The organism is Arthrobacter sp. GQ119 (assembly GCF_059759125.1).
Genome location: NZ_JCAXEA010000016.1, coordinates 77,254 through 96,022 on the forward strand (window position 1 = coordinate 77,254; position 18,769 = coordinate 96,022).

18 protein-coding genes are annotated in these 18,769 nt (G+C 62.3%); 6 read left to right on the top strand and 12 right to left on the bottom strand.

Annotated elements, in window-relative coordinates:
• Window positions 1-46: 46 nt before the first annotated feature.
• The 6 genes from AC6CH3_RS15520 to AC6CH3_RS15545 form a co-directional block, all read right to left on the bottom strand.
• On the bottom strand, window positions 47-1,069 hold the full coding sequence (locus AC6CH3_RS15520) for a metal ABC transporter substrate-binding protein (protein WP_498133264.1): 1,023 nt from the start codon (window positions 1,067-1,069) through the stop codon (window positions 47-49).
• Between the two features lie 506 nt (window positions 1,070-1,575).
• A complete protein-coding gene (locus tag AC6CH3_RS15525) occupies window positions 1,576-2,187 on the bottom strand; it encodes an ABC transporter ATP-binding protein (RefSeq protein ID WP_498133265.1) in 612 nt (203 codons plus the stop codon).
• Window positions 2,178-2,981, bottom strand: a complete 804-nt coding sequence (locus AC6CH3_RS15530; RefSeq protein ID WP_498133266.1) for an ATP-binding cassette domain-containing protein — start codon at window positions 2,979-2,981, stop codon at window positions 2,178-2,180. The genes AC6CH3_RS15525 and AC6CH3_RS15530 overlap by 10 nt, the downstream gene beginning before the upstream one ends.
• A gap of 8 nt (window positions 2,982-2,989) precedes the next feature.
• Window positions 2,990-3,841, bottom strand: a complete 852-nt coding sequence (locus tag AC6CH3_RS15535; protein ID WP_498133267.1) for an ABC transporter permease — start codon at window positions 3,839-3,841, stop codon at window positions 2,990-2,992.
• Window positions 3,838-4,851 (bottom strand): ABC transporter permease, encoded by a 1,014-nt coding sequence (locus tag AC6CH3_RS15540; RefSeq protein ID WP_498133317.1) that lies wholly within the window; start codon window positions 4,849-4,851, stop codon window positions 3,838-3,840. The genes AC6CH3_RS15535 and AC6CH3_RS15540 overlap by 4 nt, the downstream gene beginning before the upstream one ends.
• Window positions 4,839-6,374, bottom strand: a complete 1,536-nt coding sequence (locus AC6CH3_RS15545; RefSeq protein ID WP_498133268.1) for an ABC transporter substrate-binding protein — start codon at window positions 6,372-6,374, stop codon at window positions 4,839-4,841. Before AC6CH3_RS15545 ends, AC6CH3_RS15540 begins: the two co-directional genes overlap by 13 nt.
• A 1,836-nt stretch (window positions 6,375-8,210) precedes the next feature.
• Between AC6CH3_RS15545 and AC6CH3_RS15550 the strand changes: the two genes are divergently transcribed.
• Both AC6CH3_RS15550 and AC6CH3_RS15555 read left to right on the top strand, forming a co-directional pair.
• A complete protein-coding gene (locus AC6CH3_RS15550) occupies window positions 8,211-8,792 on the top strand; it encodes a carboxymuconolactone decarboxylase family protein (RefSeq protein WP_498133269.1) in 582 nt (193 codons plus the stop codon).
• Window positions 8,793-8,797: 5 nt separating this feature from the next.
• The gene (locus AC6CH3_RS15555; protein ID WP_498133270.1) at window positions 8,798-9,697 is read left to right on the top strand and encodes an RNA polymerase sigma-70 factor; all 900 of its coding nucleotides are present in this window, start codon (window positions 8,798-8,800) and stop codon (window positions 9,695-9,697) included.
• A gap of 328 nt (window positions 9,698-10,025) precedes the next feature.
• On the opposite strand, the gene AC6CH3_RS15560 is transcribed toward AC6CH3_RS15555, so the two are convergent.
• The gene (locus AC6CH3_RS15560) at window positions 10,026-10,631 is read right to left on the bottom strand and encodes a dihydrofolate reductase family protein (RefSeq protein WP_498133271.1); all 606 of its coding nucleotides are present in this window, start codon (window positions 10,629-10,631) and stop codon (window positions 10,026-10,028) included.
• A 253-nt stretch (window positions 10,632-10,884) separates the two neighbouring features.
• On the opposite strand from AC6CH3_RS15560, the gene AC6CH3_RS15565 reads away from it, so the two are divergent.
• Window positions 10,885-13,035, top strand: coding sequence for a transglycosylase domain-containing protein (locus tag AC6CH3_RS15565; RefSeq protein WP_498133272.1), 2,151 nt, complete (start codon window positions 10,885-10,887; stop codon window positions 13,033-13,035).
• Between the two features lie 97 nt (window positions 13,036-13,132).
• On the opposite strand, the gene AC6CH3_RS15570 is transcribed toward AC6CH3_RS15565, so the two are convergent.
• Window positions 13,133-13,615 (bottom strand): transferase, encoded by a 483-nt coding sequence (locus AC6CH3_RS15570; protein WP_498133273.1) that lies wholly within the window; start codon window positions 13,613-13,615, stop codon window positions 13,133-13,135.
• Between the two features lie 276 nt (window positions 13,616-13,891).
• Between AC6CH3_RS15570 and AC6CH3_RS15575 the strand changes: the two genes are divergently transcribed.
• Window positions 13,892-14,647: a lytic transglycosylase domain-containing protein gene (locus AC6CH3_RS15575; protein WP_498133318.1), complete on the top strand. Its 756-nt coding sequence runs from the start codon at window positions 13,892-13,894 to the stop codon at window positions 14,645-14,647.
• A 129-nt stretch (window positions 14,648-14,776) separates the two neighbouring features.
• Complete coding sequence (locus tag AC6CH3_RS15580) at window positions 14,777-15,100, top strand: hypothetical protein (RefSeq protein ID WP_498133274.1); 324 nt, start codon at window positions 14,777-14,779, stop codon at window positions 15,098-15,100.
• Between the two features lie 68 nt (window positions 15,101-15,168).
• Here AC6CH3_RS15580 and AC6CH3_RS15585 read toward each other — a convergent pair whose 3' ends face one another.
• From AC6CH3_RS15585 to AC6CH3_RS15595, 3 genes are all read right to left on the bottom strand, one after another.
• A complete protein-coding gene (locus AC6CH3_RS15585; protein ID WP_498133321.1) occupies window positions 15,169-15,870 on the bottom strand; it encodes an RNA polymerase sigma factor in 702 nt (233 codons plus the stop codon).
• The gene (locus AC6CH3_RS15590; RefSeq protein WP_498133319.1) at window positions 15,798-16,274 is read right to left on the bottom strand and encodes an RNA polymerase sigma factor; all 477 of its coding nucleotides are present in this window, start codon (window positions 16,272-16,274) and stop codon (window positions 15,798-15,800) included. Before AC6CH3_RS15590 ends, AC6CH3_RS15585 begins: the two co-directional genes overlap by 73 nt.
• A 220-nt stretch (window positions 16,275-16,494) precedes the next feature.
• Window positions 16,495-16,734, bottom strand: a complete 240-nt coding sequence (locus AC6CH3_RS15595) for a hypothetical protein (protein ID WP_498133275.1) — start codon at window positions 16,732-16,734, stop codon at window positions 16,495-16,497.
• Between the two features lie 474 nt (window positions 16,735-17,208).
• Here AC6CH3_RS15595 and AC6CH3_RS15600 point away from each other — a divergent pair, with 474 nt between their 5' ends.
• Window positions 17,209-17,886, top strand: a complete 678-nt coding sequence (locus tag AC6CH3_RS15600; RefSeq protein WP_498133276.1) for an RNA polymerase sigma factor — start codon at window positions 17,209-17,211, stop codon at window positions 17,884-17,886.
• A gap of 406 nt (window positions 17,887-18,292) precedes the next feature.
• Here the strand turns inward: AC6CH3_RS15600 and AC6CH3_RS15605 are convergent, their stop codons facing one another.
• Entirely contained in the window at window positions 18,293-18,646 is a 354-nt protein-coding gene (locus tag AC6CH3_RS15605) for a hypothetical protein (RefSeq protein WP_498133277.1), read from the bottom strand.
• Between the last annotated feature and the right edge of the window lie 123 nt (window positions 18,647-18,769).

Consider the following 18,769-nt stretch of genomic DNA (forward strand, 5'->3'; position numbering starts at 1 on the left):
CACACGCAGTTGCCGGGTCCGGAGGGGTGGCTGGTTTTCAGGCACTTTAGGCGCAGTTCAGGGCTGTGCGCAGGGCTTCGAGGTTTTGGCGCATGACCTTTTCGTAGTCTGAGCTTTCGTCGATGAGCCCTTCAAGCGGGTCCAGGACTGCGGTCTTGACGTTCAGGTCAGCGGCGAGGGTTTCAGCGACCTTGGGGTTGACCAGGGTTTCGGTGAAGATAGTGGTCACTCCTTCATCCTTGACTACCTGGCCGATTTCAGCCAGACGTGCCGGGGAAGGTTCGGTGTCCGGTGCAAGGCCGGAAATCCCTGCCTGCTTCAGGTCATATTTGTTCGCGAGGTAGCCGTATGCCTCGTGGGACACCACGATGGTCCGGCTCTCGCAGGTTGCCAGGCCCTTTTTGAAGTCCTCATCCAGGGTAGTTAGCTTCCCGGACAGCGTTTCGGCGTTGGCCTCGAAGGCGGCAGCGTTTGCCGGGTCTGCTTTGCCCAGTTCCTCGGCTACGGCGTGTGCGGTGTGGGACAGGCGTTCCGGGTCAAGCCAGAAGTGCAGGTCCTGGGCTGACTCTTCGCCCGCGTGTGCCCCTTCAGTCTCGTCAGCGTGGGCGCCTTCGGTCTCGTTGGCGTGCGCTTCTTCTGTGGCGCCATCGGTGGGTGCTTCTGAGGCGTGTTCCTCTTCGGAGTGCCCGGCCGGCAGGGTGGCTTCTTCCGAGACGTCCAGGACGCGGGCGGGGGAGGCCTGCTTGATGGCTTCGTCCACGGCGGGCTGGAATCCGGACAGGTACACAACGGCGGCTGCGCTTTCCAGGGAAGCCACCGATGCCGGGGACAATTCCAGATCGTGGGGCTCGGTGCCCGGGGGGGTGAGTGATTCAACATCCACCTTGTCCCCTCCGACCTGCTCCGTCACGTACTGCAGCGGGTAGAAGGACGCCATCACCTTCAGGGGCGCAGCGCCGGTCCCGGGGGTACCGGAGGCGGACGTCTCCCCTGAACCTGGAGCGCAGGCGGTCAGGGTAAGAGCAGATAAAAGGGGCATGCACAGAGCAAGGCGGGTGCGGGGTTTCATGACACTGATTCTCAGCTGGATGAGAATCAGTGTCAATTTCGCGAAATTAGTTTTGGGGGGCGGGCGGGGCTGGCGGCGACGCTGATGGGCTGTCCAGGCGCCGCCGCCCGAATATGAAACAATCAACCGGACCGCGCTCACCGCGGCCTAAGACCCCGAGTCAACAAAAGCCGGGGCAGTCCCTTTGGCCAGTCCAACTATCGGGGACCAGTACACCCCGGGGCCCTCACTCATGCGCCTCTGCGTCAACTCCTGCCGATGGCATGGATCTTGCCTTCGGACTCGGGTCTGTCAATTTTTGGAGCTGTGCGAGGTGGAGGGCCCCGATGAGGGCTCCTCGATCGGCGCATCCAGAAGGGCCGGCCGGCGGCAGCCTGCCGCGTAGGAGGCATTACCAACAGTCGCTGTGCGGATAAGTGAGTCAGGCCGTTCCACTGGCCGCCAGCGGGTATTTTCATGGCCGCTGACATGTCCCGACGGTTCTCGGGGAGTCTGGGTTGCTGGTGTTAGTGCGGTTGGAACTGGCTGACGGGGAATTGCACGTCACAGATCCGGTCTAGCAGTGATTGCTCGTGGCTGATCACGATGAGTCCCAGTTGGTGGGCTCGTGCGATGCCGAGAAGCAGGTGCCAGATTTCGGCTTGTGTGATGGCGTCGAACATGGTGGTCATCTCATCCGCCACGAGGTACTTGGTGTCAGGGTGCAGTGCTCTGGCTATGCAGAAGCGTTGTAGTTCCCCTCCGGAAAGTTCATCGGGCCAGCGGTCGAGCCAGTCTTGACGGATGCCGACTTGCGTGAGGTCTTCGGGTGTCATGCGCCGTGATTCGTTGAGTACGGTGCGCATCCTCCATCGTGGGTTGACGGCGTGGTCGGGCTGCTGGTGAATCATTTGCACCGGACGGAATTCACGTTGTGGCAACGGGTTCCCGTCGATGCGTATTTCCCCGCTGAGGGGTTGAAGGTCCCCGGCGATCAGGGCGCCAAGTGTGGATTTACCTGACCCGCTGGGGCCGGTGAGGCCGACGACGGTTCCGGGTTCGACAGTGAGTGTCGCGGCCTCGTAGAGGGGCGGCTGGCCCGGGTAGGCGAAGCTGAGATCGGTGACGGTCAGTGCCATGCTTCACTCCCGGAGCGTGCGAATCCGTTGTGGGGAAGCGCGTGCCATAAGGCCCGCGCGAAGGGATGTTGGATATCGTCGCCATCTGCGGTGAAGCTCGAAGCGTTCTCGATGGTGAGCAGTTTGCCGCCGTGCATGACCGCGATGCGCTGTGAAACACCGGCCGCGGCGATTATGTCGTGGGTGATCAGGAGCACGGCGGCACCGGATGCGGCAAGTTCCTGCAGGTGCCTGAGGATTTCGGCGACCGCGTCAGGGTGCAGACCGGGGGTCGGTTCGTCAGCGATGACAAGTTTTACGGTGTTTCGGATGCTGGTGGCGAATAAGACTCTGCGGAGCATGCCGCCCGAGAGCTCAAAGGGGTACCGGTTGGCGACATCCTCGGTGAGTCCGTAGCGGTTGAAGAGGGTTTTCTGTTCGGCGCGGGCGGTCCTGGGTTCGAGTCCTATGCGTACTTGCCGTCCCACGGTCATCAGCGGATCGAGGTTCTTCACGGATTGGGGGATGTAGGAGATTTCCCGGCCCCGCAAGCGGATCAGGCGCGCGTGGTCGAGCGCTTCGCCGTTGTAGTGGATGCGGCCGGTGGCGGTTGCGTTGCCGGGCAGGATGCCGAGGATCGCTTGGGCCAGGAGTGTCTTGCCGGAACCACTGGCGCCGATCACCGAAAGAATCTCGCCGGGCGCGACGTCCAGGCTGAGGGACGCAACGCCCACAACGGTGCGGGTGCCGACGATACCGACGTTGCGAGTGAACGATACGGAAAGGTCATGGAGGGACAGTTGTGGAACGGGCATGGCGGTATTCACCCTTGGGCTAGTCGTGGGTCGATACGTGCACGCAGCTGATCGCCGAGCCGGGCGAAGCACAGCACTGTGACCAGGAGTGCGAGGCCTGGGAAGACGGCGAGCCACCATTTACCGGAGAGGATGTGCGGCAGTCCTTCGGACAGGAGTATTCCGATGGCAGGGGTCTGCGGGGAGAACCCGAATCCAAGGAACGTCAGGGCTGCCTCGTGCAGGACTACGTGAGGGAACATGAGCACGAAACCGACCAGCAGTTGCGGCAGGGTGAGCGGCAGCAGGTGCCGCGTGGCGATGAAGAATGCGGACTTGCCCAGCCCTCGAGAAACCTTCACGAAATCAGCGTCACGTAACTGCTTGGTATCTGCGCGTACCAGCAAGGCAAGGCTCATCCAGTGGGTGGTCGCGATTCCGAGGACGATCCCCGGGACTCCGCCGCCGACCGCGAAGGCGATGAGGATCATGAAGATCAGATGCGGGATCCCGATAAACAGATCGATTACCCACGAGATCGCGTTGTCCAACCAGCGAGGCGCTAAGGCCGCAGCTAATCCCAGCACCGCCGAGACGAGCGTGCTCAGCAGTGCCGTGATCAAGCCAACCGCCATTGATAGGGCGAGCCCCTTGATGACACGGGTGAACATGTCTCGTCCGAGATGATCGGTCCCGAAGGGATACTCGATACTTGGTGCACGTAGCCTGAAGGTGGCATTGGATTTCAGGGAGTCGGTATCAAGGAGGTAATTTCCCGCGGTCACCCCGGTGATGAGCAACGCCGTAACCGTCAGCGACAAAACCAGTGCGTAAGAACGCTGTCGGCGTGCTGTTGCCATGGCGGACGTGGTGGTGCTCATAGTCTGTACCTCACGCGGGGGTCGATGGCGGCGGTGAGCAGGTCAGCGGTGAGGTTTCCGGTGAACACGAACGCGGAACTGATCAGCACGATGCCCAGCAGGAGCGCGACGTCGCCGCCAAGCGCGGCCGCCGTGAGCGTGGATCCGAGCCCAGGGTAGGAAAACACGGTTTCGGTGAGCACTGACCCGCCGAACAGCTCGGCGAAATAGGCGAACTGGAGGGTGAGCGCCGGCACAATTGAGTTGCGGAGTCCGTGGTTCCAGAAAAGCGCGGTGCCGTGTTCGCCACGAGCTCGTGCGAAGGTGACGTAGTCACTGTTGAGTACGTCTGTCATCCGTTCGCGGGTATGCATTGCGATGTTCGCGACGCCGATGAGCGACAGAGTTGCCGCAGGCAGTACGAAGTGATGCAGGCCCTGAATGAAGGTCACGTCCGCTGCCGCGACCCCGTGCGGACCGGCGAGTCCCACCGGGAACCAGCCCAACCCCACCGCGAAGACGACGAGGAAGATGATCGCGAGCCAGAAAGTCGGTGTCGAGGAAAGCACGTAGCTGTAGGCCGTGATGATCCGATCAGCAGTCCTCCCACGGCGGAACGCGGCGATCACTCCCAGAAGATAACCGAAGACCCCGGAGAGCACCCAGGCGACACCCATGAGCGCCAATGAAGCCCAAAAACGAGCGGCTATGATCTCCGCCACCGGAACCCTGTAAAGGGTTGACGTGCCGAAGTTGCCTTGCATCAGGGCATGCGCCCAAGCGACATACCGGTCGACAGGCGAATCGTTGAGGCCCCAGTACTCACGCAGTTTCGCCAGCTGCTCATCGCTGAGACTGACGTCCGTTCCGACGTACGCCAGAATGGGGTCAACCGGGGAACCCAGCACCAAAACGAACGCCAACACTGACACTCCCACGAGGAGGGTCACGAAACGAATCAGCCGAACCGCAACGATCCCCGTGAGGCTGCCCCTGGCTGTCAGCGTCCTGTTGCGGATCAGTCGCGCCATTTCCACTGGCCGATGGTGTTGAACAGCGCCCATTCGTGGCCGTGACCCTGGATGGGCTGCTTGCCAAGGTCCAGGCCATCCCTGACCAGATACAGGTGGTCGATCCTTGCCAACCAGATGATGGGAGCATCGCCGTCCTGGCCGGCGACCCCGGTCTCACCATCCCACTGGGCCCGCTTCCAAAACTCGTTCGCTTCATCCTGCGTTGTTGCCGCCAGTCCCTGGGCGAGATACTCATCCACCGCGGCATTGGTGTACTGAGGCATGTTGTTATACCCCGTGTCGATGGACTCCGAGGAGTACATCTCGAAAAGCTGGTGGGCGTGGTGGCGGCCGCCACCCCAGGTGACCGGGTTAGCCTTCCCATCCAGGTAAATTCCGTCCCACGTGGTGCCCTTCGTGGTGATCTCTATACCGATTTCACGCGCCTGGTCCGCGACGACAAGTGCGAGATCGCTGCGCAACTGATCATCCGCCGGGTAAAGCAGAGTGAACTCCGCGCGCAGTCCGTCCTTATCCATGATCCCGTCATTGTCTGAGTCGGACCACCCAGCACCGTTCAGAAGAGCCTTAGCATCATCGACACGACCATCCTCGAACTCCGTTTCCTCGTTGAACCAAGGCAATTGGTCAACAAGGGTGTAGGTGGGACGTCCATGGCCCTGCAGGACAATATCGACGATCTTGTCGCGGTCAAGGCCGATGTTCAACGCCTGCCGGATGGCACGGTCGGCGGTGACATCATTTCCTACTGCCACATCGGCACCACGAATCTGCCCGGTATTACCTGAAGGAAGCGTCGGCAGGGTAAGTCCGCGGGAATCAACCGTTTCAAAGCTCTGCAACGTCATGCCCTGCACGTCCTGATCCGCGAAGGCCGGGGGCACGTAGGCGATGTCAACTGACCCTGCCTGCGCCGCGGCCAGGGCGGCGTCCTCACCCAGAAAGAGGAACGTCAGTTTCTCGAAGTCCAGGGCGTCCCCGTACCAATGGGGATTGGCCTCCAGAATCAACTGCTGACCGTCTTGGAAGTCCACCATCTGGTAAGGCCCTGAGCCGATCGGGTTGCTTGAATAATCCGGACCGTAGTGCTTCTCCGGGAGGATAGGGATCTCGGAGAGCTGGCTGACGAATGTCGACCGGGGGGCGGCAAGATGAAACTCGACGCGTGTTTCATCCACCGCAACGATTTCCTCGACGAAACTCAGATCAAAGCGTTTTCCGTCCGCTTTGAGCATCTCGTAGGTGAAAGCAACATCCTGCGCAGTGACGGGCTCTCCCGTCGACCACTTCGCCTCATCACGCAGGGTGAAACTCCAGGTCAAAGCATCCCCGCTCACCTCATACTCGGATGCGAGCTCGCCGACAAAATTCACGTCCTCATCAATGGCCAGCAGCGAGCTGTGAATAGGACGAATCTGAGCGGGACGGGAACCCCACCCCTTCAACGGATCGAATTCTCCCCCCGAGACGTCGCCGACAGCAATCACGAGGTCCGACCCGCGCTCCTGCGCGGAGGCCAAGGAGTCAGCAGGGGACGCTGTCTGGTTCCCATCAGACGTGCACCCCGTCAACACCAGGGAAGACATCACAACGACCGCACCTACTCCGCGGAATGCTCCAAAAGGGCGACCACTAAACATGCAAGGACCTCAACTATCCACCTAGGGAGCACCATCGCAAGACACGACTTTCTATATGTTACTGATTATCATTCGCAATAAAAATTGGAGGGAGCTCAGCCCTGGTCTTGTGACGTAAGCCGGCAAAAATGATGAATGTTTCGGTGCCTATTGGGTTGAGTCGGTATATCCACCGTTAGTTGTGGGACACATCGGAGCCAGCCCATCGGTGGCCGACCAAGTCAATTTCCATGAGCCTAAGCGCCACTGCCCCGTAAAGCGTTCGGCGCCTGGTAATCCGAACCAACGCAAAATACGTGTGCTTAGGATGACCATATGAGCATCCCCGAAGATTCCGACGAACCTCTGGGCCACGCGGATCTCGAGGCTGTCCCGCCCGTCGATACACTCATGCCCCATGGCGCGTGCCTACGCAAGGTCGCGCGCGTCCAGCCTCAATTTGCAAGGTCGACCGGGTACCCGGAGCTGGCTACCACCTGAGAGGTCTCGCCGGAAAGTGCTCTTGGTGGGAGTGCGCGATCTGCTGCGTGCTGGCCTTCGCGGCCGGAGCTCGTTCGCGAGGCGGCAGCAGGTCGACGCGGTGCGCGGTCACTGCTGGCGACCGTCCGGGGAACGGATCCGCCGGGCTTTGCAGCCCTGCTCGACGCAGGGCCACGGAAGCAGCAACAGTGCCCCGGCGCGGATGGCGCCCCTCTGAATCGGGCGGAGGCTAACCGCAGCCGCCGCTGCGATTCACCTCGGGAAGGGGTCCGCGACGAATGCAACGTGATGTCCTGTGTCAACGTCGTGCCCGGCCGGCGGGGCAGAGGGCCTTTCAGCGGCATGTGCACAGCTGCCGTGAGCAGCGTCTTCAGTGCCGGAAACAGAGTCTGGATCGCCTCGTACTCTTGATCCTTGGTCCTGGCCTCGCAACTGGCCAGCGGATGCAACAACTCGAGGAACCTGCTGATCGGTGACGGGCGTCCGGCTGCGACCGCCAGCGCACAGACAATGCCCTCGATGAAAGCCACAGCGCGCTCGAACGTGACCGGGCTTGCCATATGCAATTCGGGTCGTATGGCGAAATGAACTGGCCACGCCCGCCGGGGTTCCATGCATGAGAGGGGAGGTGCCGAGACGTCTGACATCTCCTCAGTTTTCCACCGCGGGAACGGAACTCAACAACTAGTGAGCATGTGGTGATCACAGCGGTTGTGCCTAATTGTGCGGGAATCGCAGGCGCGTTTTCTGCTGGTCCGCGCACCGTCGTGGAGAACCGACACGCTTCAAGCCTGGATCCTGCAGCGACTTTGACGGCCCGCATCCGCCTGCCAACGGCTAGCCCGTGGAAGGGCAAGGAGACAACCGGACATCGATTTCCTTGCCCGCGGGCCTCCAAATATTAGGGAGTTGTAGCCCTACCGATATTCCCCCGTTTTCTGGGACTGCATCCACCCGGCAGCGACGAGCAGGGGAGTGAACGACGGGATTACACCCCTTGTTGGAGAAGGCAGGAGTGATCATAAGCCGGATATTTTCCATGGGGGAGTTTGTGCAGCCATTACCGCAGCATATGTTCGGGTCGGGTCTAAGCGCTGTCTCGTACATGACCCAGCGGTTCACCCGGCGCGGCCAAACAAGGCGTTTCCGAGGCAGTTTCATGGCGTCGATGTCACAGATCGGGCGCGGGCGGTGTCTTCATGTCGTAGGACCCAGAACCGACCCGCAGGAGGAGTCATGACCATGAGGATCCCGGCCGCAGAGATCACCGGTTTCTACGGCGCACTCATCAAGAAGTTCAGCGCGAAGATGTTCGGCAAAGTCCCGGAATCGCTGGGCGTCATGTGGCACAACCAGCCCGTTCTCAAGGCATCCATGGGCTTCGGACAGAAGCTGCAGAAGTGGAACAGCTGCGATGAGTCGCTGAAGTCCTACGCTCACATGGCCGTGGCCTCCTTCATCGGCTGCACTTGGTGCCTGGACTACAACTACTTCATGGCGCACAACCACGGCCTGGACCTGGAGAAGGCCCGGCAGATCCCGTGCTGGCGCGAGTCCGACGTCTTCACGCCGCTCGAGCAGGACGTCCTGGAGTATGCCGAGGCCATGAGCGCCACACCTGTCTCGGTGACCGACGGACTGTCGGCCCGCCTGCTCGAGCAACTGGGCGCGCCGGCGCTAATCGAACTGACTAGCGTCATCGGCTTCGCCAACCTCACGACCCGCAGCAACGTGGCCCTCGGCATCGAATCAGAGGGATTCGCGGATTCCTGTGAGCTGAAGCCGCTCGCAGCGCGCAGCGGCCACGGAGTAGCCTGAGCGGCATGAGCAGCCTCGGCACCCCTGGCGGGTCGGACCCGTTTGTCGCTCACCGCAGCCTGCTCTTCACTGTCGCCTACGAGATGCTCGGCTCCGCCGCGGATGCCGAGGACGTGGTGCAGGAGGCCTGGCTCCGGTGGGCTGAACTGGACCCCGACGTCCGCGCGGGGGTCCGCGACCCGCGGGCCTACCTCGTTCGCACCGTCACCCGCCAGGCGCTCAACCGCCTCCGCGCGGTGTCACGACGGCGGGAGGATTACGTCGGGGAATGGCTTCCCGAGCCCCTGCTCACCGTGCCGGATGTCGCCGAGGACGTGGAACTGGCCGAAAGCGTCTCGATCGCCATGCTCACGGTGCTCGAATCGCTCACCCCTGTGGAGCGGGCGGTCTTCGTACTGCGGGAGGTTTTCGACGTGCCCTACGAGGAGATTGCCGAGGCCGTGGGCAAGTCAGCGGCCGCCGTGCGACAGATCGTCAGCCGTGCGCGCTCTCATGTGGCTGCCCGACGCCCCCGCATGCGCGTGGACCGCAGCGAGCAGCAGGAAGTCGTCGAAAGGTTCCTGGCGGCGGTCACCACCGGGGATGTGCAGGGCTTGATGGACGTGCTGGCGCCTGACGTCGTACTCATCGCCGACGGCGGCGGCGTCGCCCAGGCCGTTCGGGTGCCGGTGTACGGTGCGAAGAAGGTGACAAATCTGCTGCGGTCCTTCCCAGCGGCCGCGCTCAACCCGAAAATCGCTCTGCTCTGGCTTAACGGCGGCCTCGGCATCCGGATCGACGACGAAGCAGGCGGTCCGTCACTCATCAGCCTGGTGGTGGAGGACGGCAGGATCGCACGGATCTTTGCCATGCGGAACCCGGACAAGCTCGGCCACTTGAAGGAGGAGACCCGGCTGGCGCGTTAGCCGCTCAGACTCTCCATAGCGATCTCGGCGCCAGCGGGCGTGACCTCGTACAGCGAAAGAGGGATCTACTGCTGATCGCTCTTCCAATGCCCAAAAGGAAGAAGGCAGTGACAAAGGCAACCGTGCCTGCCAGTACACCGAGCAATACCTTGCGGCCTCTGCTCATGCTCTTCCGGCTCCCCACGGCGTACCTCCCTGGTTGTCAGGCCCGGAGTCCACCCCGCACCGCGCTGGGCTGGTTCACCGACAGTCTCGCCTTCGCCACCTACCATCCTGATCCGGGTGAATGACCGTCCTGCTGCGCAGGAGGCCGGAAGCGCGTACGGAGTTAGCTGACGCGGCGATAGCGGATGTGGGTGGCCAGCGGTGAGTGAAGCACCTCGGCGGGCTCGAAGCCGAAGGATTCAACCCCGTCGAAGATGCGCTCGCCCGAACCGAGCAGGACGGGTGCGACGTCGAGGGTGAGCTCGTCGATCACGCCGGCGCTCAGTGCCTGTCGGACGGTCGAGGCCCCACCGGCGATGTCCACGCCTTTGTCCCCGGCGGCCTGGCACGCTGCGGAGTAGGCCGCGTCGAAGCCCTCGGTGACGAAGTGGAAGGTCGTCCCGCCGTCCATCTGGATCGGGTCATGTCCGTGACGGGTCAGCACGAACACCGGCGCGTGGTACGGCGGTTCGACTCCCCACCACCCGGTCCATTCCTCATCCCAGTCCCCGCGGATCGGGCCGAACATGTTCCGACCCATCACATACGCGCCCCGCGGTCGCATGAGCCACTCGTTCGCGACCTTGTCGGCATCGTTGGCCCGGGGGTCGCCGATATGCCAGCCGTGCAGCTCCAGCCCCCGCTTGCCCAGGGGGTCTTCGCGGCTCTGGTCCGGCCCGGCGACGAAGCCGTCCAGTGAGATCGACATGTGGCATGTTGTGTACGGCACTGCGAACCTCCTGAGTGGTTGCGATCTGAATACAGCCGCGTGACAATTCTGGCGATCGTAGCACGCGATGGCATCCTCGCCGACGGCTTCCGGCGGCTGGTCGCCGCAGCACTCTGTGCACGTCCTTCTGGTGCCAACTGCACCCTTTGGGGAGCAGAGAGAAAGAGTATTCCGATTCGCCTGCAGATGTCTGGATCGGAGGTGGCAGCGCGCGTATTCTGGTGTCACATCGGACGGGATGTGAGCTGGAATCATGGCAAGAACGCGCCTGTCATCGCCAATGCGCAGGCTCCTGGTGAGGATGTTCGGATTCGTCATCCTCAGCAGCGTCTGCGGCGTCCTCGTGGCAGCCTTCCTCGTTCCGCAGCTCACCCTCGCGGGCACCGTCGCCAGCAGGTCGCTCACTTATTTCAACAGCCTTCCGAGCGAACTGGCGGTCGAGCCGCCGGCACAGACCACGAAGATGCTGACGGCGGACGGAAAGACGATCGCCACCTTCTACGCGGAAAACCGTGTTCGGATCCCGCTCCGGCAGATGTCCCCGTATGTCAAAGATGCGGTCGTGGCGATCGAGGACAGCCGTTTCTACGTACACGGCGGGATTGATCCCTTGGGCGTCCTCCGGGCACTGACCACCAACATCACTGAAGGGGAGCGGCAGGGGGCGTCCACCATCACCCAGCAGTACGTAACCAATGTGGCCAACGAAGCAAGGATCTCCGCCGGACGTGAAGAGCAGGTGATCCTCAGCGGGCAAAAGAACATCGGGGACAAGCTCCGTGAAATGCGGCTCGCAATCGAGCTTGAAAAGAAATTCACCAAGGAAAGGATCTTGGAAGGCTATCTCAACATCGTCTTCTTCAATCGCAACGCATATGGCATCGAAGCGGCCGCCCAGCACTACTACAGCGTTCCCGCGAGCAAGCTCGATCTGCCGCAGGCCGCACTCCTGGCCGGGCTCGTCAACAGCCCCAGCGTCTATGACCCGGTGACAAGTCCGGAGAACTCGATCCAGCGCCGCAATCAGGTCCTGGGCGCCATGCTCGACCAGGGCAAGATCACGCAAAAACAGCACGACGACGCCGTGGCCGCCGACGTGGGATTGAAAATCCGGCCCTCCAAACAGGGCTGCGCCGGGGCTGTGATGGCTCCCTACTTCTGCGACTACGTCGCTCAGCTGATCCTGAACGACCCCGCCTACGGGGCAGACATTGAAGCGCGCGAGCAGAAGCTGCGCCGCGGGGGGCTGACCATCACCACCACCCTCGACAGCCGTCTGCAGGCCGCGGCCCAGGCCCAGGTGGATGCAACGGCCGGGGCGAATCCAACCAAATGGGGTGCAGCACTGGTCACCATCCAGCCCGGTACCGGCAAGATCCTCTCGATGGCGCAGAATACGGTGTTCCTGCCCCAGAAGGGGAAATTCGACACGCAGCTGAACTTCAACGTGGATTCCAAGGACGTCAATGGCAATGACATCAATGGCGCCGGCGGCTTCCAGCCGGGTTCCACTATGAAACCGTTCACCTTCGCGCAATGGCTTAATGAGGGCAAGAAGATCACGCAGGTCGTGGACGCGTCCCGGCGGGAGTACCCGCTCGGATTTAGGTGGCGCTCCTCCTGCGGGAAGGTCCTCGGCGCCTACAGCAGCCAGCAGCGCAGGGCCGGACTCGATGCCTCCGAGGATCTGCAGAACAACTCGGGAGAGTTCTACCGGAGGATGCCCGCCGACTACGGGCTGTACAACTCCATCAACACGGCGACGTTTGCCGAAGCTGCCCAGCTGGACTTCTGCGGAATCCAGAAAATGGTCGATGCAGTGGGTATCCACAGCGGGCTGGACGGCTCCCAGGTGAACATGCACCAGCTGGGCAATATCCTCGGAGGGACGGCTGTGGCGCCGCTACAGATGGCCAATGCCTTCGCCACCTTCGCCGCTGACGGCCGCTACTGTGAGCCGTTTGCCATTCTGCGGGTGAACGATATCGCAAAGCAGACCCTTCCCGCTCAGAAGCCAAGCTGCAAGGCCACGGTGGACCGGGAAGTCGCCCGGGGCGTCAATTCGGTGCTTCAGGATACGATGAAAAAGGGGTCCGGCGTCCACATCAAGCCCAAGATCAAGAGCGGGATGCCCATTGCGGCCAAGACAGGTACGAACGACAGCAACGGCGCCACCTGGGTGGTGGGCTACACCACCGGGCTGGCCACGGCCTCCTTCTTCGGCGACACGCTGGAAGGCCAGAAGCGGCCCGGCAGGAACCTCACCATCAACGGAAAGCTCTACGACCGCATCGACGGCTACATGCTCGCCGGACCGCAGTGGTCGACATATATGAACAAGGTTGCCGGACTCTACCCGACAAAGGCGTTCCCCAAGCCTCCGGCTTCGATGATCGGCAAGTGAGCACGCGCGGTCGGGCAGTTGCAGAGATCCCTGGTAGCCGCAGAAAGGCTTGGCAGGGGGTGCCCTTGGGGTCGGCTACCTCACGGGGTCGCCTACGTCACGCCGCCTTCCGCCTCTGCTCCCTACGGCGCGGCAGCTTACGGCGCGGCAGATTATGGTGCGGTAGAGCGGTTACGGTAGATCCGGCCGTCGGCGTGCTGCCGGCTGCGATGTGGCCGCCTTCCGTGACGGTGCTGTCGCCGTGGAGACGGGCCCCGTCGTCGATCTGGGCGCGCGCTCCAATGCGTGAGTGGCTGCCGATGTGAACGTTGTTGCCGACGGCTGCCCCTTGACCCACGTAGACAGCGTCTCCAATGACGACACCATTACCGATGCGTGCCCTGCGGTCGATCCAACTGCCCGCACCGATCCGGCAACCGGAGCCCACGGACGCGCGAGCCTCAACATATGTGGTCGAACTTATGAATGAAGTGTCGTCCACCTTCGCGCCCCGTCCGATAAGCCCGCCGCCGTTAGCGTGCCTGCGGTACGTGATGACGTTGCCGGCTTCGTCTTCTACTGATTCGGTGCTGTTGCTCATTCCCTTCCTGTCCGCGTCCGGCGAGCGACTCAAGATCGGCCGGACATCTGAATTAACGCGCATGGGACTTCAGGCATTCCCGTGCTGGTGCGGGTGGACCAGCCGGTAGCACACCCGATTGCGAGCTTCCGGCGTGCCGAAATGAACTCGTGACAGGAATGCCGTGCAGTGGTGTAGGTTGCTTTCCGGTCAGAGAACAAAACCTTGAAAAGAGAATCAGCCACGTGCCAACCGACTATGACAACGCGTACAGGCGCAGATGATGCGTGGTGGTTCATGCTCCGTCTGAAGCGGCTCGCAGTCCTCTGCCTTTTCGCAGTCTGCGTCATCACTGGGTTCTCGTTCTGGGCACTCCACGTGTCCGGCGGGGGGAGGCACGGCGCCCAGCCTCCGCCGCCGAAATCGGAGGCGAAACTCGGGGTGCTTTCAACAGACAGCACCCGTGCGGTGAACATCACCAAGAGCACAATTGATGCCCAGTGGCTCAACCGGACTGCGGCCCGGACCGGCATCCCGGCCCGGGCTATCCTTGCCTACGCGGCCGCAGCCGGTATGGCCAACGCCGAATCCCCGACCTGCCGGATCGGCTGGAATACGGTGGCAGCCATCGGCTTCATCGAGTCCGCCCACGGAAGTCACGGCGGGGGAACTTTGACGACCTCCGGTCAGGCGAGCCGGCCGATTATCGGTCCCAGCCTCAATGGCGAAGGATTCGCCGCCATTCCTGACACGGACGCAGGCGCTCTGGACGGTGACGCCCTTTGGGATCATGCCGTCGGGCCAATGCAGTTCATTCCCTCCACCTGGCGGCTGTCCGGCCGGGACGGGAACGGAGACGGAGAAGCCGACCCCCTTAATATCGACGACGCCGCCTTCAGCGCCGCCTCGTATCTTTGCGCGGGCGGCCGTGACCTTACGACGGCCCGCGGGTGGAAGGACGCCGTGTTCTCCTATAACCAGTCGGATTCTTACGTGGTCCAGGTGCGCGACCAGGCCAACGCCTACGCCGCACGGTCAGACCCTGCCGGCTGATTCATTTCATTTGGCCTTTCAGCTATGGGATGCGTCACGAAGAGCTGGGTTCGGCGTTTGTTCTATAGCGAACTGAGAGCACTGTGTGACTTCAAGCGTCACGGCAACTCCTTGCGGAAGGAACAATAAATGAACGCGCAGGCCACACCGGACACCAGATCTTCGTCATACGGGGAGAAGGAGGCGGTCGATTCCGTCGAGGATCGGCTGGAGCTGATTCTCAGACTCCGGCGTGAGGCCATCGACCCTCTGGGGCCGGTGGCGGGGGTTTGGGCACAGTCGCAGTTGGCCCACGTTGAGGTGACTTGGCTCGTTGAAACCCTGCAGCGCGTCACGGCCTTTGCAAGGCAATTGGAACAACTGGCCGTAGCTCCCTGCGAAGGATGTGGGGCTGGCCAAGGCAAAGCGGAGGTCCGGCGGCGTGAGCCGTCTTCATTGGATTACCTCGCCTGATTCACCTGTGCTGCGGCAACTGTCCCGTCGGCAACTATCCCGTGGATAACCGTCCCGGTAGGCCCTGCCTACTGGGAGCCGCGGGTTCCGGCCCGTGACTGGAGGTAAACCGGGCCGAAGGCTGAATGTGGTCTACAACCGACGGATGTTGCGTAAGCGGAGCAATCGCCGAGCCGGTCATGGGACTCCAGCTCCGTCGTTGCAGCGTTCGGCGCTGCAGGCAGCAGCATGAGCACCACAACGGCCGCCGCTGCGCCGAGGGCTTTCAGCCCTTGGAGGACGGTAGGGACAATGTCAGCGGATTCATGAAAGGTTTCCGCGATGTGGGCAAAGGGGCAGTGGGCTGGGGAAGACAAGAGCTCGAGGATCCGGACGGCCATCACAGGCGAGAGCACCGCTGGAAGAAGTCCGGGGTGAACGCCCTGCATTTTAGAACTGACGTCGCCCAATCCTTGAAGTGCCCGGCGGCAGCTCCGGCAGGTGCGGATGTGACTGTCCACTTTGGCCTGGTTCGCCGGGGTAGCGCGCTCCAGTGCAGCGCCGGCCAGAAACGGAAGCATGGACTCGCAGCCGCTGGCTTCTGCGTTCCGCAGATATACCACGAGATAGGCTTCACGAAGGCCGTTCCGTGCACGCCCGACGAGAGCCGAAAGTGCGTTGGGCGTGATGTCGAGAAGGGGGGCGGCTTCGCGTGGCTTCAGTCCTTCAATTTCCACATACCAAAGAGCCCGCTGCCATCGGAGGGGCAGTGTGGCGAAGGCCTCCGCCACGAAATCATGCTCCTGCTGGCCGGTATGGTCGAGCCCGGGTTCCGATCGTCAGCCAGCTCGGTTATTCGTTCTGATGGATGCTCAGCGGACGAATGACGGTCCAGTGCCGCTGAGCGGACAGCCCTTAGAAGATAGGGCCGGACCGGGCCAACTGGCCCTTTCCCGCGTCGCATCGCCGAGAGTGATTTGAGGAAGGCCGTCGCGGCGATGTCCTCTGCGTCATGTATAGACCTGCTCAGCCTTTGGGCATACGCCAGGGCAGGTTCCCAATGGATCCGGTACAGCTCAAGAACTGCCCCTGCCCTGCCTTCCCGGCAGTCCTTGACAAGGCTGGCTTCGGCCTCGGCCATTGCCTCCGCCTCGGCCGTAACGGCTTCCATGCCCGCGGATCCCCCGGGGAGCATGGTCTGGGAGGAGGCCTTCACAGCCACGCCTGGCACGTGGATGCGGCAGGTGGCTGAGGGGAAACTGTGAACATGGTGACTCCGGGCGGACGATGAATTCCTGACGGATGCGAAAGTTGTTAGCCTTCACAAAATCACCTTGTGCAGCGTTCAATGAGTTTTGGTCATAAAAAACATGAACAAGTTACTGTGTGACGGAAGCCGCCTCTATTCACGGTGGTCATTCATATGGTTGCGGCGCCGACGGATGATCGGCCATGCCATCTTCGTGGTCCATTGAAGCCAGCAGCCGGTCCAGGGACCGGAGGATCCGGCCAGTACGTCGTAGTGTGAGAACCGGGTCAACCGGACCTGGACCCCCACTGGTCGCGGCAACGTAGTCAGCCCATTCGCGGTTCAGTTCCTCGAACTCCCGCTGGCCCACCGATACGGTCATCCTCGGGTCATGTTCTTCAGGCATGCCGATCACCCCCGGATTGCTGCCTATGCCGATGATCTTCATCCTACCGGTCCGGGCGGATCCGGTCTTTTTGCATGACATGAGAGCCGGCGCGGGCATGGCCAGTGTTGGCTCCGTGAAAGGGACTCCTGGCGGTTTGGGGGCAAGTACGCTTTGGGCGGTGCTTGTGGAATCTTGACCGGCCGGAATTCCGCTGGAAATGCTGATGATGGACCCCCCAAGTGACATCACCGGACAGGCAGATGCTCGGCGATACGGATTACTACCCCATTAACGGCCCGGAGGCGAAAAGCTGACGCCTGGCGGCGGTACGAGAATCACCGGCACGGCCAGACCGGGTCGGATCCGTCAGCACCTGCGAACGGTTCGCAAAGAAACATGGGCCACAGCGTCACGAAACGGGCTTATCCGAGGTGAATGGAGTGAGGCACAGGGAGTGTGGCCTCACTTTCAGCGTCGACGGCAGGCAACCAGATGGAAACACTTGAGCACGTTTCACCGGGGGATGGGCAACTGTGCCCTGCAGCATCCAGCGAGCCATCCGGAGCCAAGCAGGACGTGTCGGAGGCCAGCGCCGCGAGGGAGCCCTCTGCGATGCCGGCGGCTTTCGGTCCTGAATCGGATTTGATTGACGGCGTCCGCTCCGGGGACGCGGAATCGATGGCGGTGCTATATGAGAGGTATCGCGAGCCGGGGCTGCGGTTCATCCGGGGCCTGATGTCCGGCGCCCAGGAGTCCGAGGACGTGCTTCATGACGGGTTCGCGAAGGCTGTTGGCGCCATCAGAAACGGGTACGGACCGACCGATGTGTTCGGCCCATACTTGAACAGTGCAATCCGTTCAGTCGCGATGACGTTCTGGACAAAGCGCGGCCGTGAGCAGCCAGCACCGGACGAGGACTTGGATCCGGGTCCTGTTGACGACCACGGGCTTGAGACTGTTCTGTCTGTGTTCGAACATGAGCACGTCGCTTGTGCGATGCGTTCCTTGCCGGAGCGGTGGCGGAAAGTGCTCTGGTATGCCGAGGTGATGGGACAGAAGCCAAGAGACATAGCACCGATTTTGGGCATCGAACCCAACGCGGTCTCGGCGTTGCTGATCCGTGCCAGGGCCGGGCTGCGCAGCGCGTACGAGCAGCAGGGCGGATCGTGAGGCGGGCAATCAGCTGCGCGTACTGGGCACCCTGTCACTTCGGGCCAAGGTCCATGTCTGGCCGCGGCGGTCCCCGCGTCAGGAATCACAGCCTGGGCAGTTAAGGGAGTGTGCAGGCGATCAGTTATCCATGCTGCGTCCGGCGGCCACCCCCCCAGCCAAAGGACGTCTGACTGCACATTCGCGACGCGGACGTGAGACACCCGCGGGCGGACGGGACGGGCGGCATCGGGAAGGCTCGAGTTCTTGCCGGATGCCCCCGTCCCGCACAACCGAATGTCCCACGTGGACGCCCATCCAACTTGGCCACGCGCCCACACAGCCGCACGTCCATGGCCAGACTGCCCACACGACTGCGCGGCGGGAGGGAATTCCCCCCGCCGCGCCTGTTTTCCTGCCAGGGCTTCTATCTGCGTGGAGTCGGATAATGCTTGTGGAGAATTGCCGTGAGTTCCTGGATCAGGCGGGCGGTGACTTCCCTGCCGCCCTCGATCCCGTCATCCATGAGCCGGGCGTGGATTTCTCTGAGAGCACGGTAGAGATTTAGCTCGGCTTCGATGCGGTCGTCACGTTCACGGTCCGTGTGCGTGAAATACCTGGCGTCGACGTCGAGCCATCTGGCAAGTGTGTCGAGCACTTCAGGCCTTCTGACGGAGTTGGGGACGCCGTCGAGGAGATTGTTCCACCACTGAGCGGTCGGTACGTGCCCCGACCCGGCCAGGAGCCCTGTGATGACTGCCAGCCCCGCTTCCCTGCTCATTTCCGGTTCAACGGCCGAGAGGACCCTGTTGACACGGCGAGACAATTCGACCGGATCATGGAGGATCCCAGCGCCAACGGCCGGCGTCTGGGCCTGGGCGGCAGCATCCCGGGCAGGCGTCCC